This window comes from Nocardia sp. PE-7 (assembly GCF_030486425.1).
Lineage (GTDB): Bacteria > Actinomycetota > Actinomycetes > Mycobacteriales > Mycobacteriaceae > Nocardia > Nocardia salmonicida_A.
The window spans coordinates 7,220,515-7,235,875 of the sequence record NZ_CP129614.1 but is presented as its reverse complement, the minus strand read 5'-3'; the positions used below and the strand labels follow the sequence as shown (position 1 = coordinate 7,235,875).

The window sequence follows — 15,361 nt, the reverse complement described above, 5'->3', positions numbered from 1 at the left end:
GTCTCGGCGCCGTTTGTGATAACGGTCCGGTCTCGTCGGCTAGATGGCCACCTGGTGCTGCCGCTGGGCGTTGAAGAACTCCGCCCACGACGTCACGTCGGGATGCTGTTTGAGCAGCGCACGCCGCTGCCGCTCGGTCATCCCGCCCCACACTCCGAACTCGACCCGATTGTCGAGCGCGTCGGCACCACACTGCATCAGCACCGGGCAGTGACGGCAGATCGTTGCCGCCTTGCGCTGTGCCGCACCGCGAACGAACAGCTGATCAGGGTCCACTTCCTTGCATCGCGCCTGGGCAACCCAAGCGATCCTTGCCTCGGCCTGCTCTACATCCAGTCGAGCGATGGGGGTTGTGATGTGCATTTGATGTGCCCCTTTGCAGTCCGAACACCGTTGTGCGGCGCTCCAGAATCGCGAGCGCGGATCACAGCAACCCAACTACCGCTGCGTCCCGCACCACATTCCACTTTGAGTGTTAGCTCTATCACACTGGGTTCTCAATCTAGGTAAAGGTATGGCGGTTACGCAAGACCGCCCCCCGATTTTTTGGTACGGGCGTCCATTCAAATCGGGTCAGAACCGCGCAGTAGTGCTGATCACCGGCGTGGCCGGTCGCGACACGCCGATGTGATCATTTTGTTGACACGCCCGAGCAACCCCCCTGGCACCGCCCGGACATTCCCCGTCGAGCAGCACAGCCGTGAACCTCACCACCCCACCCTCTAGTCTGGGATCGTGCCGATCACTCAAACGCTCGCGAGGCTGGCCGGCAGCTGCGCGCTGGCCGCCGTGCTTGTCGCTGGGCTGTTGTTCCCCATGGCCGGTGGGTTCGGATTCATCTCCAACCGCGCCGCCGATGCCGTCGACAATGTCTCAGCCGAACTGGTGGAGGGCACCGTCCCCGCCGTTTCGACCATGGTCGACGCGAACGGGTCGCCCCTCGCGTGGCTCTACGAGCAACGCCGCTTCGAGGTGCCGAGCGATCGCATCTCCAACAACATGAAGCTGGCGATCGTGTCCATCGAGGACAAGCGCTTCGCCGACCACAAGGGCGTGGACTGGCAGGGCACGCTGCGCGCGTTCCTCACCAACACCTCCTCGGGTGCGGTGCAGCAGGGCGCGTCGACCCTGGACCAGCAGTACGTGAAGAACTTCAACCTGCTCGTGGTCGCCAAGACCGACGCCGAGCGTCGCGCCGCGATCGAGACGACACCGGCGCGCAAGCTGCGCGAGATCCGGATGGCGCTCACGCTCGACCGCGAACTGTCCAAGGACGAGATCCTCACCCGCTACCTGAACCTGGTGCCCTTCGGCAACGGCTCCTACGGCATCCAGGACGCCGCCCAGACCTACTTCGGCGTCGACGCGTCCGAGCTCACCATCACCCAGTCGGCGATGCTGGCGGGCATGGTGCAGTCCAGCTCCAAGCTGAACCCCTACACCAACGTCACCGGCGTCACCGACCGCCGCAACACCGTGCTCGACACGCTGATTCAGAACATCCCGCACCGCGCCGAGGAGTTCCGCAAGGCCAAGGCCGAACCGCTCGGCGTGCTGTCCGAGCCCAAGGGTCTGCCGCGCGGTTGCATCTCCGCCAACGACAAGGGCTTCTTCTGCGATTACGCGCTGCAGTACCTGGCCGAGGCCGGGATCAGCCGCGAGCAGATCGACAAGGGCGGCTATCTGATCAAGACCACGCTCGATCCGGTGCTGCAGGAATCGGTGAAGCGTTCGGTGAACGAGCAGGCCGACCCCAACCTCGACAACATCGCCGAGGTCATGTCGGTGGTCGCGCCCGGTCAGGATTCGCACCCTGTGCTCGCCATGGCCTCCAGCCGCACCTACGGCCTCAACCGCGACGCCAACGAGACGCTGCTCGGCCAGCCGTACTCGATGGCCGGTGACGGCGCGGGCTCGATCTTCAAGCTGTTCACCACCGCCGCCGCGATGGAGAAGGGTCTCGGTATCGCCGCCCAGGTGGATGTGCCGGGCACCTACGCCGCCAGGGGCATGGGCTACTCGAACTCGCCGGGTTGTCCGGCCGACTCGTGGTGTGTCAAGAACGCGGGCAACTACCCGGGGTCGATGTCGGTGACCGACGCGCTCGCGACCTCGCCCAACACCACGTTCGTGAAGATGATCCAGGACGTCGGCGTCTCCGCCGCGGTGGACATGGCGGTGCGCCTCGGCATGCGGTCCTACACCGATCCCGGCACCTCGGGGCACGGCAACGCGAGCCTGGCCGACCACATCAAGAACAACAACATGGGCTCGTTCACCCTCGGCCCGTTCGCGATCAACCCGCTCGAACTGTCGAATGTGGCCGCCACGCTCGGCTCCGGCGGCAAGTGGTGCCCGCCCTCGCCGATCAAGGAGGTCGTCGACCGCAGCGGCAAGGCCGTTCCGCTCACCCAGCAGGCCTGCGAGCAGGTCGTGGATCCGGGTCTGGCCAATACCCTCGCCAACGCGATGAGCAAGGACGACGTCAGCGGTACCGCCGCGGGCGCGGCGCGGGCCGCCGGGTGGGCGGCGCCGATGTCGGGCAAGACGGGTACCACCGAGAGCCACCGTTCCTCGGCGTTCCTCGGGTTCACCAACGCGCTGGCGTCGGCGGTCTACGTCTACGGCGACAGCCCGACCCCCGGCGAGATCTGCTCGTTCCCGCTGCGCAACTGTGGCGCCAGTGATGCCTCCGGCCTGTTCGGCGGTAACGAACCGGCCCGCACCTGGTTCAACGCCATCAAGCCGTTGATGGACCGGTTCCCGCCGCCGGGGCTGCCGCCGGTGGACGACAAGTACGTCCGTGGCGCGAACAACTCCCAGGTCCCCGATGTCGCGGGCAAGTCGCAGGGCGAGGCCACCTCGATCCTGTCCGGCGCGGGCTTCCAGGTCTCCGCGGTGACAGGCGCCGGCTCGCAGCCAAAGGGCACGGTGATGGGCAGTTCGCCGAACGGCTCGGCCATTCCGGGCTCGGTGGTCACGATCTACATCAGTGACGGGTCCGTGCGGGTGCCCGCGCCGACCACTCCCCCGCCCGCGGCGCCCGCACCGGTGCTTCCGGGGCTGCCGCAGATTCCGCGCCTGCCACCGATCCCCATCCCGGTGCCGCGCTAGTCACACGACGAAGGCCGCCGTCCGATTCGGACGGCGGCCTTCACGTTTCTCAGAGCCTGGCTTTGACCGCGGCGGACAGTCGCGAACCGTCGGCCTTGCCGTCGGCGAGCGCGGTGGCGGCCTTCATGACCTGGCCCATCTGCTTCATCCTCGGGCGCTCGCCGAGTTGCTCGGCGACCTCGGCGATCGCGGTGTCGGCGATCTGCGCCACCTCGGCGTCGTCGAGCTGAGTCGGCAGGTACTCCTCGATGATCTGTTCCTCGGCGCGCTCGTTCGCGGCCAGTTCACCGCGACCGTTCTGCTCGTAGATCACGGCCGCTTCGTTGCGCTTCTTCGCTTCCTTCTGCAACAGCGATACGACATCGGCATCGGAGAGTTCGTGCGCCTCCGTACCGGAGACCTCGGAAGTCTGGATAGCGGCGAGCAGCATCCGCAGGGTCGCGAGACGCAGTTTGTCCTTGGCTTTCATCGCGGTGGTCATATCCGCGCGCAGCTTGGCTTTCAGTTCCGACATGCGGTTTACCGTAGTCGTTCGCTGTGTGGAGTCCCATCACATTTTCGTCGCGACGGAAATTCCAGACCGTTTGTGCGGAAACACACGCGCCGATCCGGGAGGGGGTCGCCTATGCTGGGCAAATGCCCGTTATCTCGACGTCCGCTGTCCGCCGAACCGCGTTGGGAGCCGCAGGGGCCGCCGTCGCAGGCATCGGCTACGCCACGCTGATCGAACGGAACGCGTTCGTCCTGCGCGAAGCCACGATGCCGGTGCTCGCGCCCGGTTCGCCGACGTTGCGCATTCTGCACGTCAGCGACTTGCACATGATGCCGGGCCAGCAGCTCAAACAACAGTGGCTGCGCGAACTCGACCGCCTCGAACCCGACCTGGTCGTGAATACCGGCGACAATCTTTCCCATCCCAAGGCCGTGCCCGCCGTGGTGCAATCCCTCGGCGCACTGCTGGCTCGACCAGGCTTGTTCGTGTTCGGTTCGAATGACTATTTCGCGCCGGTGCCGAAGAATCCGCTGAAGTATTTCAAGAAAGATCACCGTCGCGTCTACGGCGATCCGCTGCCGTGGAAGGACCTGCGCGCGGCATTCACCGAACGCGGCTGGCTCGACCTGACCCACACCCGGCGCGACCTCGAGGTGGCAGGCATCCGCATCGCCAGCGCCGGAGTCGACGACCCGCACCTGCAGCGCGACCGCTACGACACCGTCGCGGGCGCACCGAACCAGCTGGCCCAGCTCAGCATCGGTGTCACGCACTCGCCCGAGCCGCGCGTGCTCGATCGCTTCGCCGAAGACGGCTACGACCTGGTGCTGGCCGGTCACACCCACGGTGGGCAGCTCGTCGTTCCCGGTTACGGCGCGCTGGTCACCAACTGCGGCATCGACAAGTCGCGTGTGAAGGGCGCCTCCCAGTGGGGCGCGCACACCCAGCTGCACGTCTCGGCGGGCATCGGTACCTCCCCGTGGGCGCCCTACCGCTTCTGCTGCCGCCCCGAGGCCACGCTGCTGACGTTGGTCGGCTCCCAGCCCAAGCGGCCCTCCGCCGATACCGGCTTCGGCATTTCCACCTCGGAGGCCGTAGCCCGCTAGGGTCTGGCTCCGAACGACATTGTCATTGAGGTGTCATCAGGAGACGACCGTGAGCAGTGGATCCGACGACAGGCGCGACGACCCGACCGTATTCGGCGGCCCCGGCGCAGCGAGCCAGCCCGATCAGCAGTGGCAGCGGCCCGGTTCGCCGGATCCGGCTACGGGACAGCCGAATCCGGGTACGCCCGATCCCACCGCGGTCTGGACGCCGGGCAGCACCGGCCTCCCGCCGACCCTGCGGTGGGACGGTTCCGGCCCGCCGCCCGGGCTCCCCGAACCGACGCAATGGGCACCGGCGGGTCCACAGGATTGGCAGGACTCCGGTAACCCCGCTGCGGGACAGCAGGTTCCGCAGCAAGGACAGGCCGATCCCACCCAGCTACGTCAGCCGATACCCTGGCCGGGCACGAATCCGCCTGTTGGGCAGCCGGGTTCGAATCACTCGTGGCAGCCCGGCATCAATCAACCCGGCCAGCAGTGGCCCCCCGGGGGCCCGCAATCGGGCGGTCCGGCAGCTCCCGGCGCCAATCTTCCAGGCGGACAACCTGTCTCGAACCAGCCGTGGCAATTGGGTATGAATCCGCCTGCCGGACAACAACCTCCGGGCCAGTGGGGCGTACCGGTACCTCCTGGTCAGCAGTGGGGTGCGCCCGCCGCCAGTGGACAGCAACCATGGGGTGCCGGCGGTCCGGCGAATCCGCCCGGTCAGCAGCAGTTCGGCGCACCGAGTTGGCAACAGCAGGCGCCGCAGCAATATGGCGAAATCCCCCCGCTCGATCACCGTGGCGTCCAGTCGTACGGCCAGCCCTTCCCGCCCGAGCGGAAATCCGGCAGCAAGGCGGCGATCTGGGCCGCGGCAGGCGTGGCGGCGCTGCTCCTGGTCGGCGGCACGATCACCGCGGTCGCGCTGACCCGAGGCGACGACGCACCGAACACCACCGCGGGCGCCACCCCGTCGATGGTCAGCGCCCTGTCCACCACCCCGGGACCGACCTCGTCGAGCAAGCCCAAACCCAGCACCACCACCCCCGCCCCCTCGGGCGCCGCGTCGAACCGCAAACCACTCATCGACGGCTACCAGGTCGTCGCCTCCCCCGACCGTGGCGCCGCCTACGACGTCCCGGCGGGCTGGAAGGTCGCCACCGAAACCACCATCGGCGGCGTCGGCGAGCCCCCCGGCGACTCCGTGGTCGGCAAGGGCTACGCCTCCGACGGCCGCGACTACTGCCCCAACTCCACCCGCACCATGTCGCTGCTCACCGGCTCCAAGAACGCCGACAACGCCGCAGCGGGCGCCGAACTCGGCACCAAGGCCGCCCCCCTCGCCTACCAGGGCTCCAAGGGAACCCCTGGCCCCGCCCAGCCTTTGAAGTCGATCGACGGCAGAACCGAGGGCATGTTCACCGAGACCACCGGCACCGTCCCCGCTCCCAAACCCGGCTGCGCCTCCACCTACTCCGTCTACACCTACGCCTTCAAAGGCGCCAAGGACGGCAGCTTCGTCATGGTGATGATCGCCGACACCGGCGTCCCCGGAGCCATCGACGCAGCCGAAGCCAAGCGCATCTTCAGCACCATCAGATCCCTCGACTAGCCCCCGCCTGACCAGCCAATTTAACGTTTCCCGACCCCGCGTTGTAAGCTACTTCAGGTTCGCCTCACGGGGTGTGGCGCAGCTTGGTAGCGCGCTTCGTTCGGGACGAAGAGGTCGCAGGTTCAAATCCTGTCACCCCGACGTGTTGGTTGAGACACAAAAGAACCCCTGACCTGGGATTCCTGGGTCAGGGGTTCTTTGCTATCCGCCCTCGGCGGCTGAATGTGTACGCAGTCGGTACGCAGCGCGTTTCCGAGGGGTTCGCGTACCTATCAGGGGTAGCGCCGCCGACCAATTCAGAAGTCCTGCCCGGCCTCACGCTGTGTACATGACGTTCCCCGGCCTCGGCCGGTCGTACGCTCGAAACATGACGCCAGAGCGCCGGGTGCGCCTCCGCCGGGAAGCGTGGGGCTTCGCGATCGGATCCGTGTTCTTCGCCGTCGGAGCGGTGCCGTTCTACGCCGACGCCGTGGGCGCCGTCGTCACCAACGCCACGTTCTTCGTCGGGGCGATCTTCTTCACGCTGGCAGCGTTCATCCAGCTGGCGCTCAGTGGTCGGCGGCCGGCTCGCCGAGGCTCCGATCGGGCGGTTCGGGCTGATTGGTGGGCAGCCGTGGTGCAGTTCGTCGGGACGCTGTTCTTCAACCTCAGCACGAGTGCGGCGCTCATCAGCGTGGTGAACGAGAACGCGCGCGTGGGATCGGGCTGGCGCCCGGACGCACGGGGATCGGTCTGCTTCCTGGTGGCCAGTGCGCTCGCGGTCGTCGCGACGACCGAGCGGGACCGCCTGTGGGACCCGAAAGCGCGGACGTGGCGCTGTACCTGGCTGAACATGGTGGGATCGGTGTACTTCGGGGTGTCCGCGGTCGGGGCGTACGTTGTCCCGACCACCTCCGATTTCGTCAGCCTGTTGTGGGCGAACCTCGGAACCTTCCTCGGCGCACTGTGCTTTCTCGCGGCGGCGCTGCTGAGCCGACGTGATATCCCCGCGGGTTACGCGCCTACCCCGACCGGGGCGAATTCCAGACTCCTCGACTATGTGCGACGGCGAGGTCCTCGTCGGTGAAGATCCGCGGGAGAGCTCCCGTGGTCGGTCGCAGGTTCAGATCCTGTCATCCCGACGTGCCGGTCGCGACGCAGAAGAGCCCCCGACCAGTTCACCGGTCAGGGGCTCCTCGCTGGTCTGTGAGGGTTTGCGGTCGAGAGGGTTCGGCCAGCAGATGGTGAGGGCCGTGAGGGAGAGCAAGCCGAGGATGAGGGCCAGAATGGTGGGGCACATAGGGGTCGCCCTTCCGGGATGAGCGCAGGTGGGAGGGTGGGCTCGTGGATCGAGTGTGGCCGTATCCATGGCAAGTGGGGTTGCCTGCGTGTTCGGGGTTGGTTGAAAAGTTCTCCCCACGCCGGGCTCCGCGTGGTGAGGACGCTGGTGTGAGCAAGGGATAACCTGGCGCTTACTTTCTGTCACTTGATAGAAATTCGCGGTCGATAGCGTATACACCCATGTCGACAAGGGTGGATGCACCGGGCGATGCCTCGGGAAGGCCGTTGCGCGACGTCGTCTATACGACGTTGCGTGGGGAGTTGATGAACGGCGACATCCGGTTCGGGGAGCGACTCACCGAGCCGAAGCTGTCGACCAGATTCGGGATCTCCCGCACACCCGTTCGGGAGGCGCTCACGATGCTCTGCTCGGACGGGCTGTTGCAGCGTGAGGAGTTCGGGTTCAGTCCGGTGCGGCCGAGTGTGTCGCGGATTCGCGATCTCTACGAGCTGCGGCTGACCCTGGAACTGGGCGGGATGACCCGGGTGCGGGTAGATCCGCGGATCACCCACGACACCGCGCTGCTGCGTGCCGAGCGACAGAAGTGGCTGACCCTGCAGGCCGACCCGCCTGCCCAGGAGCCGGGTTTCGTCGTCGTCGACGAGGAGTTCCATGTCGCGTTGCTCACCGCGGCGGGCAATGCCGAGATGGTGCGCGCCCTGGTGGCGGTGAACTCCCGGATCCGGCATGTGCGCATGTACGACTTCATGATCAACAACCGCATCGAGACCACGATCAGCGAGCACCTCGGCATCCTCGACGCCGTCCTCGCCGGTGACCTCACGCTGGCTCAGCAGCTCTTGCACACCCACATCGGCGATTCGCTGGATGTGGTGCTCGAGCGGATCTCGCGTGCCGTCGCCGCCATGTCTCTCAGCGAGTAGAGCCCGTAGTAATCAGAGGAGCGTCAATGTCTGTAACCCCGACCGCGCGGGTCGCCGCCGCCTACGCACGGATCGCCGAGGTGGATCGGCCGGAGGTCTGGATCACGCTGCGTTCGCAGGAGGTTCTGACGACCGAAGCCGTCGAGCTGGAACGCCGGGTCGCGGCGGGCGAGAAACTCCCGCTGGCGGGTCTGCTCCTCGCGGTGAAGGACAACGTCGACGTGGCGGGGTTGCCCACCACCGCCGCCTGCCCCGAATTCGCCTATGAGGCAACCGAAACCGCCGCCGCGGCACAGCGGCTGGTCGCGGCGGGCGCACTGGTACTCGGCAAGACCAACCTCGACCAGTTCGCCACCGGCCTCGTGGGCACTCGCAGCCCCTATGGCGCCGTGCGCAACGCACTGCATCCCGCGTTGATCTCGGGCGGTTCGAGTTCGGGCTCGGCGGCAGCTGTGGCGCTCGGCATCGTCGACCTCGCCATCGGCACCGATACAGCGGGCTCGGGCCGTGTGCCCGCCGCGCTGCACGGGATCGTCGGCGTCAAGGCCACCCTCGGCGTGATCCCCACCCATGGCGTCGTCGCCGCCTGCGCCGACTATGACGCGGTCACCATTTTCGCCGCCGACCTGGAGCTGGCCGTCACTGCCACAAAGACGATGGCGGGCAAGGATTCTCGAGACCCGCGCAGCCGCGAATGGCCCGCCGACGTCCGCCTCTCGGCATCCGCCGAGCCCGAGATCGCCATCCCCCGATCCGAAGACCTCGAACCGCTGAGCCCGGCCTACCGTGCTGCCTTCACCGAAACCGTTGCCGCCCTGCATGATCAGGGCCTGCGCGTCACCGAGGTCGACATCTCGCCGCTTCTGGACGCGGCCCGCCTGCTCTACGACGGCGCGATTGTCGCCGAGCGATACGCGGCGGTCGGCGAATTCGTCGACAAAGGCGCGCCGGGACTCGACGACACCGTCGCCGGAATAATCAGCGCCGCAAAGGAACTCGACGCGCACTCTTTCGCCCACGACCTGGACACCCTGGCCCGCGCCCGCACCACCGCGACAGCACTGCTCGCCGGTTTCGACGGTCTGCTGCTTCCCACCACCACCGAGCACCCTTCGATCGCCGAAGTCGAAGCCGAGCCTCTCGCGATCAACCGCCGACTCGGTACCTACACGAACTTCTGCAATCTGCTCGACCTCGCCGCCGTCGCGATCCCCGGCAAACCCACCGCCGACGGTCTCCCGTTCGGCGTGACGGTCGTAGTCCCCGCCTTCGCCGACCAACTCGCCGTCGACCTCGCCGCCCGCGTCACCGGCACCCCGGCGCCGCTTCTCGTGGAAACCGGTGTGCCCCTTGCCGTTTTCGGCGCACACCTGCGCGGCCAACCCCTGCACTGGCAACTCGAACAGCTGGGCGCGCGCTTCGCGGGCGAGATCACGACCACCGACGCCTACCGCCTCACCGCCCTCGACACCACCCCGCCCAAACCCGGGCTGGTCCGCCACGGTGACGGACAGGGCGCACCGATCCTCGGCGAACTGTTCCTGGTCTCCCCCGCCGGCCTCGGCCGATTCCTCGCCGAACTGCCGCCGCCGATGGCTCTGACCAGCATCGATCTATCCGATGGCCGCGCGGTGGTCGGTTTCGCCTGCAGCTACGACGCCGCCGTCGCGGCCACCGACATCACACGATTCGGGAGTTGGGTGGGGTATCTACGGGATCGGTGACGTCGATGCCGAGCTCGGCGAGCAGGCCCGTCACGCGATGGCCGATGTCGTCGCGGATGGGCCGCACCAGCTCGGCATCGAGCCCGGCCGGATCCTCGATGATCCACTCCTCGTAGCGCACCCCCGGCACCAGCGGACACGTATCGCCGCAGCCCATCGTGACGATCACGTCGGCGGCGCGGATGATCTCATCGGTCCACGGCTTCGGATACTCGCGCGAGATATCGACGCCCACCTCCGCCATCACCGCCACCGCGGCCGGATTCAGCTGCCCGCCCGGCACCGACCCGCCCGACCAGGCCACCGCCCGCCCCAGCGCCAAATCTTCGAAGAAGCCGAGCGCCATCTGCGACCGGCCCGCGTTGTGCGTACACAGGAACAGCACCGTGGGGCGCGGCCGGGCCACTTTGCCTTCGATCTTGGCCAGCGCCTGCAACCGTTGCCGCCCGAATCGCTCGGCCAGCAGCGGTAAGTACAGGGTCACCGTCGCGCGGGCGGCGAAATTCTCATAGGAGGCATGCAGGAAACGATGGATCGTCTCCAGCTCGAACATCGTCGCGAATTCTTCGCGTAGCCGCGCCTCGGCACGGTCGAGCGCGTCGGAGTGCTCGGCAATATCGACCACCCCCCAACACTTACCCGAATTCGAGTCATACGCAAACGCCCGGGCCGATCAACCCCTCGACCGACCGGCCCGGCACGCGTACTCGCCGACACGACGTGGAACATCTTCGGCCCAGCCCGTCGGTGTGGTTACCGTCGGCAGTGCGTCTTCAGCGTCTGGAAGAGCCACCTTCTGGTCTGCACCGCCGGGTCCGACCGATCACCCCTCGAGACCGATCGGACCCGGTTGCTCCGGTGTCTGAAGCAACAATGCGGTGTCGGTCTCTAGAGCTTCTTAAGAACAACTTGTCGGCGGAGAGGGGTTTTCGGCGATGATGGATGCACCGACGCAAGGAGATCGATTATGGAAACCGCGATCGTCTGGTTGCTGGCAAGCCTGCTGTACTGGTTCAGCAACCTCTGACCCCTGACATCGACCATGGAAGAGCCCGCAAACCGGGCCCTTCGCCCGCCTAGGAGATGAGGCGTAGCGCGGGTCACATCGAGCCGTCGGAATAGTTCTCCGACGGCCGCGGTTGGACACACTGTCGACGTCCGAACAGCCCCGGGCCTCACCCCTTTGTCGCTACGAGCGACCACCCGCCGAGAGGCGCTTGTGGGGCGTCGACACCCTGACGGACCGTCCTCGAGGCGGCCCATCGACTCGACGCCGCCAGGTCACCCTCATCGACCTGGCGGCGTTTGTCGTCTCCGGGTCGCGGGTGCCGCACCCATGCTCGAGGATGGGTCCATGACTTCGGATGGGCAGTTGCGGCGGGGGCTGGGTCTGGGGGATTCGGTGGTCGTGGGGTTGGGGGCGATGGTGGGGGCCGGGGTTTTCGCGGCGTTGGGACCCGCGGCGGGGGTGGGCGGGTCTTGGTTGTTGGTGGCTTTGGGGGTGGCCGCGGTGATCGCCTATTGCAATGCGATGTCTTCGGCCCGGCTGGCTGCGTTGTATCCGGTGTCCGGGGGGACCTATGTGTACGGGCGGGAGCGGCTCGGGGCGTTCTGGGGGTATCTGGCGGGCTGGGGATTCGTGGTGGGGAAGACGGCGTCGTGTGCGGCGATGGCGTTGACGGTGGGGAGCTACGCGTGGCCGGGGCAGGCGCACGCGGTGGCGGTCGGGGCCGTGGTGGTGGTGACGGGGATCAACTATGTGGGGGTGCAGAAGTCGGCATCGGCTTCGCGGGTGATCGTGGCGGTGGTGTTGCTCGTGCTGCTCGCGGTCGTCGTGGTGGGCGTCGGCGGGAATCATTCGGGGGCAGCGGTGCTCGACGCGGAGATCGGGCCGTACGGGGTGTTACAGGCGGCGGGACTGTTGTTCTTCGCCTTCGCGGGGTACGCCCGGATCGCCACGCTCGGCGAAGAGGTGCGTGAGCCGGAGCGAACGATTCCGCGGGCGATCATGCTCACATTGGCAGTTGCCTTGGTGGTGTACGCACTGGTGGCGGTGGCCGCGTTGCTGACATTGGGGTCGGGTGGGCTCGCGGCGGCGCGTGATCCGCTCGCGCAGGTCGTCGAGGCGGCGGGGGCTGCCTGGTTGACGCCGGTGGTGCGGATCGGTGCGGTACTGGCGGCGGCGGGTTCGCTGATGGCGTTGATCCTCGGGGTCTCGCGGACCACGCTGGCGATGGCGCGTGACGGCCATCTGCCCCAGAGCCTGGCCCGGATCCATCCGAAGTACGCCGTCCCGCATCGAGCCGAGCTGGCGGTGGGTGTGGTGGTGGCGGTGCTCGCGGCGACGATGGATCTGCGGGCGGCGATCGGGTTCTCGTCGTTCGCGGTGCTCGCGTACTACCTCGTCGCCAATCTGTCGGCGGCCACCCTGACCGCCGCGGAGGGACGGCCGCGGCGCTGGGTGCCGGTGCTCGGCGCGGTGGGATGTGTGGTGCTCGGGTTCGCGTTGCCGATCGGGTCGGTGCTGGCCGGGCTCGGGGTGCTCGCGATCGGTGCGGGGGTGTACGGGATTCGCCGCGTTACCAGGAGGTGAACATGCCTGTGATCAGTGGGTTCGGCGGCCACGCTATACGGGTTACGGTGCGTGACAAGGGCTACTCTCGGCCGCATGCGGCCCATCACGAGCGTTTTCGCAGGAACGATCGCTACGGTGCTGGCCTCGGCGAGCCTATTCGCCGTCCCGGCCCACGCCGCGCCGAGCACGACCTGTGAGGTGACGTCGGCTCGCGAGCTGGAACGTGCCCAACCCGAACAGGTCGGGCTCGATTCGGTGAAACTCGAAGCGGCACTACAGTTCGCCGCCACGCGCAACCGGCTCAACGTCCAGATCTTCCGGCACAACTGCCTCGTCGGTGAAGGGCTGCGCAACGAGGAGACCGGCAATACCCCGTGGAACATCTGGAGCGTCACCAAATCGGTGGTGTCGATGCTGGCCGGAATCGCTTCCGACGAAGGCAAAATCGATATCGCCGCGCCCATCGATCGCTATCTGCCGCCCGGCCTCGGCGACGCGGTGCACCGGTCGATCACCGTCGAGAACCTGCTCACCGAGACCTCGGGCATGCAGGTCGGAGTGCTGTCGGAGGGCGTCACCGCGGTGATCCCGATCGACCCGCACTCGGCGGTGCAGGCGCTGTCGGTGCAGCTGACCAACCCGCCCGGCACCACGTTCAGCTACAGCCAGCGCAATGTGGACCTGCTGTCCTATGTGATCGAACTGGCCGTCGGTGAACCGCTGCAGCAGTTCGCGCAGCGCGAATTGTTCGACCCGTTGGGCATTCCGCGCAGCGACTACTACTGGGCCAGTGACCGATCCGGCCACACCTACGGCTACGCCCATCTCATGTTGCCGCCCAATGACCTGTCCAAGATCGGGCTGCTCGTCGCGAACGACGGCCGCTGGGGCGCCGACCGCGTGGTCTCCTCGGACTATCTGCGCCAAGCTCGCACACCGTCGAAGGCGAACAGCTGCTACGGCTATCTGTTCTGGCTCGGCGCCGATTGCAGCGAATCCCCCGACTTCATGCCCCCGGACAGCTACTTCATGTCCGGGCTCGGCCTGCAGAACGTCTTCTTCCTGCCGAGCCTCGACCTGACGGTGATGTGGACCGGCCCCTTCGGCAACCAGACCGCCTACGGCCCGAGCGGCATCCTCGCCCACGCCGAAGAACTGCCCCACGAGTTCTTCCGCCGCCTGTTCGCCGCCTTCACCGACACCCAGGTGCCGGTCCCCGCACCCTATGTGGAGCCCCCGCTCGAATTCGACGCGGCCAAGCTCATCGACGCCAACATCCTGCTGGCCGTCTTCGGCATCGGCCCCGGCGCCTACCCCGGCTGCACCGTCTTCAACTGCCTCAACCAACCGCTGGCCGCCCCCTTCGCCAGCATCCCACCGGGCTGCGCCATCCTGGCCTGCGTCGGCCACGATCCGCGCACCCCGGGCATCCGCTAGCGGTTCGCCGCCGCGGCGAGCCCTGACAACGACGAAGGCCGGGCGCACCCGAAGGTGGCCCGGCCGTCGACGGGTGATCAGCGGTTCTCGAGCAGAACTTCCGCGATCTGAATCGTGTTGAGGGCAGCGCCCTTTCGCAGGTTGTCACCCGAGATGAACAGCGCGAGACCGCGACCGCTCGGCACGCCCGGATCCTGGCGGATGCGGCCGACGAGCGAGTCGTCCTGGCCCGCAGCGGCCAGCGGGGTCGGCACGTCGACCAGACGCACGCCCGCGGCCTTGGCCAACAGTTCCTGTGCCTGCTGCACCGAGATCGGTTCGGCGAATTCGGCATTGATCGACAGCGAGTGCCCGGTGAAGACCGGAACCCGCACGCAGGTGCCGCTCACCAGCAGGTCGGGCAGGCCGAGGATCTTGCGACTCTCGTTGCGCAGCTTCTGATCTTCGTCGGTCTCGAAGGAGCCGTCGTCGACCAGCGCGCCTGCGAGCGGGATCACGTTGAAACCGATAGGCGCGACGTACTTGTTCGGCGCGGGGAAGTCCACGGCCGAACCGTCGTGCACCAGCTGCTCCGCATCGGCGGCCACCGCGCGGATCTGCGTGGCGAGTTCCTCCACACCGGCCAGCCCGCTACCCGAAACAGCCTGGTAGCTCGACACGATCAGGCGCTGCAAGCCGGCCACATCGTGTAGCGGCTTGAGCACCGGCATCGCGGCCATGGTGGTGCAGTTCGGGTTCGCGATGATGCCCTTGGGCAGGTTGCGTGTGGCCTCGGGGTTGACCTCCGACACCACCAGCGGCACATCGGGGTCCTTGCGCCAGGCCGAGGAATTGTCGATCACGGTGACGCCGGCCGCGGCGAAGCGCGGGGCCTGCACTCGCGACATGGTGGCGCCCGCCGAGAACAGCGCGATGTCCAGACCGGCGGGATCAGCGGTCTCGGTGTCCTCGACGACGATCTCGCCGCCGCGCCACGGCAGCGTCTTGCCCGCGGACCGAGCGGAGGCGAAGAACCGCACCTCGTCGGCCGGGAAGTTGCGCTCTTCGAGCAGCTTGCGCATGACGGCGCCGACCTGACCGGTCGCACCGACAACACCTACACGTACACCCATT

Annotated in this window: 12 protein-coding genes and 1 tRNA gene; 9 read left to right on the top strand and 4 right to left on the bottom strand. The window is 67.4% G+C overall.

Annotated features, from left to right (window positions below):
* Positions 1-39 precede the first annotated feature (39 nt).
* Positions 40-363, bottom strand: a complete 324-nt coding sequence (locus QX204_RS33765) for a WhiB family transcriptional regulator (RefSeq protein ID WP_056821932.1) — start codon at positions 361-363, stop codon at positions 40-42.
* A gap of 372 nt (positions 364-735) precedes the next feature.
* On the opposite strand from QX204_RS33765, the gene QX204_RS33760 reads away from it, so the two are divergent.
* Positions 736-3,114 carry a penicillin-binding protein gene (locus QX204_RS33760; RefSeq protein ID WP_301904512.1) on the top strand — a complete coding sequence of 793 codons (2,379 nt, stop codon included), beginning with the start codon at positions 736-738 and terminating at the stop codon, positions 3,112-3,114.
* A 49-nt stretch (positions 3,115-3,163) separates the two neighbouring features.
* On the opposite strand, the gene QX204_RS33755 is transcribed toward QX204_RS33760, so the two are convergent.
* On the bottom strand, positions 3,164-3,628 hold the full coding sequence (locus QX204_RS33755; protein WP_056821934.1) for a GatB/YqeY domain-containing protein: 465 nt from the start codon (positions 3,626-3,628) through the stop codon (positions 3,164-3,166).
* A 122-nt stretch (positions 3,629-3,750) separates the two neighbouring features.
* Between QX204_RS33755 and QX204_RS33750 the strand changes: the two genes are divergently transcribed.
* The 6 genes from QX204_RS33750 to atzF all read left to right on the top strand — a co-directional run bounded on the left by QX204_RS33750 (position 3,751) and on the right by atzF (position 10,236).
* Positions 3,751-4,713 carry a metallophosphoesterase gene (locus QX204_RS33750; RefSeq protein WP_056821935.1) on the top strand — a complete coding sequence of 321 codons (963 nt, stop codon included), beginning with the start codon at positions 3,751-3,753 and terminating at the stop codon, positions 4,711-4,713.
* Positions 4,714-4,762: 49 nt separating this feature from the next.
* Positions 4,763-6,307: a DUF8017 domain-containing protein gene (locus QX204_RS33745; protein ID WP_301904511.1), complete on the top strand. Its 1,545-nt coding sequence runs from the start codon at positions 4,763-4,765 to the stop codon at positions 6,305-6,307.
* A gap of 67 nt (positions 6,308-6,374) precedes the next feature.
* Positions 6,375-6,448, top strand: a tRNA-Pro gene (locus QX204_RS33740).
* Between the two features lie 226 nt (positions 6,449-6,674).
* On the top strand, positions 6,675-7,373 hold the full coding sequence (locus QX204_RS33735) for a YrhK family protein (RefSeq protein WP_301904509.1): 699 nt from the start codon (positions 6,675-6,677) through the stop codon (positions 7,371-7,373).
* A gap of 434 nt (positions 7,374-7,807) precedes the next feature.
* Positions 7,808-8,512, top strand: a complete 705-nt coding sequence (locus tag QX204_RS33730) for a GntR family transcriptional regulator (protein WP_301904508.1) — start codon at positions 7,808-7,810, stop codon at positions 8,510-8,512.
* A 26-nt stretch (positions 8,513-8,538) separates the two neighbouring features.
* Positions 8,539-10,236 carry an allophanate hydrolase gene (gene atzF, locus QX204_RS33725; protein ID WP_301904507.1) on the top strand — a complete coding sequence of 566 codons (1,698 nt, stop codon included), beginning with the start codon at positions 8,539-8,541 and terminating at the stop codon, positions 10,234-10,236.
* Here atzF and QX204_RS33720 read toward each other — a convergent pair.
* Entirely contained in the window at positions 10,193-10,861 is a 669-nt protein-coding gene (locus QX204_RS33720) for an arsenate reductase ArsC (RefSeq protein WP_301904506.1), read from the bottom strand. The two genes, atzF and QX204_RS33720, sit on opposite strands and share 44 nt — an antisense overlap.
* A 729-nt stretch (positions 10,862-11,590) precedes the next feature.
* On the opposite strand from QX204_RS33720, the gene QX204_RS33715 reads away from it, so the two are divergent.
* The gene (locus QX204_RS33715) at positions 11,591-12,829 is read left to right on the top strand and encodes an APC family permease (RefSeq protein WP_301904505.1); all 1,239 of its coding nucleotides are present in this window, start codon (positions 11,591-11,593) and stop codon (positions 12,827-12,829) included.
* Between the two features lie 75 nt (positions 12,830-12,904).
* Positions 12,905-14,248, top strand: coding sequence for a serine hydrolase domain-containing protein (locus QX204_RS33710; RefSeq protein WP_301904503.1), 1,344 nt, complete (start codon positions 12,905-12,907; stop codon positions 14,246-14,248).
* A 77-nt stretch (positions 14,249-14,325) separates the two neighbouring features.
* Here QX204_RS33710 and QX204_RS33705 read toward each other — a convergent pair whose 3' ends face one another.
* The gene (locus QX204_RS33705) at positions 14,326-15,360 is read right to left on the bottom strand and encodes an aspartate-semialdehyde dehydrogenase (RefSeq protein ID WP_301904502.1); all 1,035 of its coding nucleotides are present in this window, start codon (positions 15,358-15,360) and stop codon (positions 14,326-14,328) included.
* Between the last annotated feature and the right edge of the window lies 1 nt (position 15,361).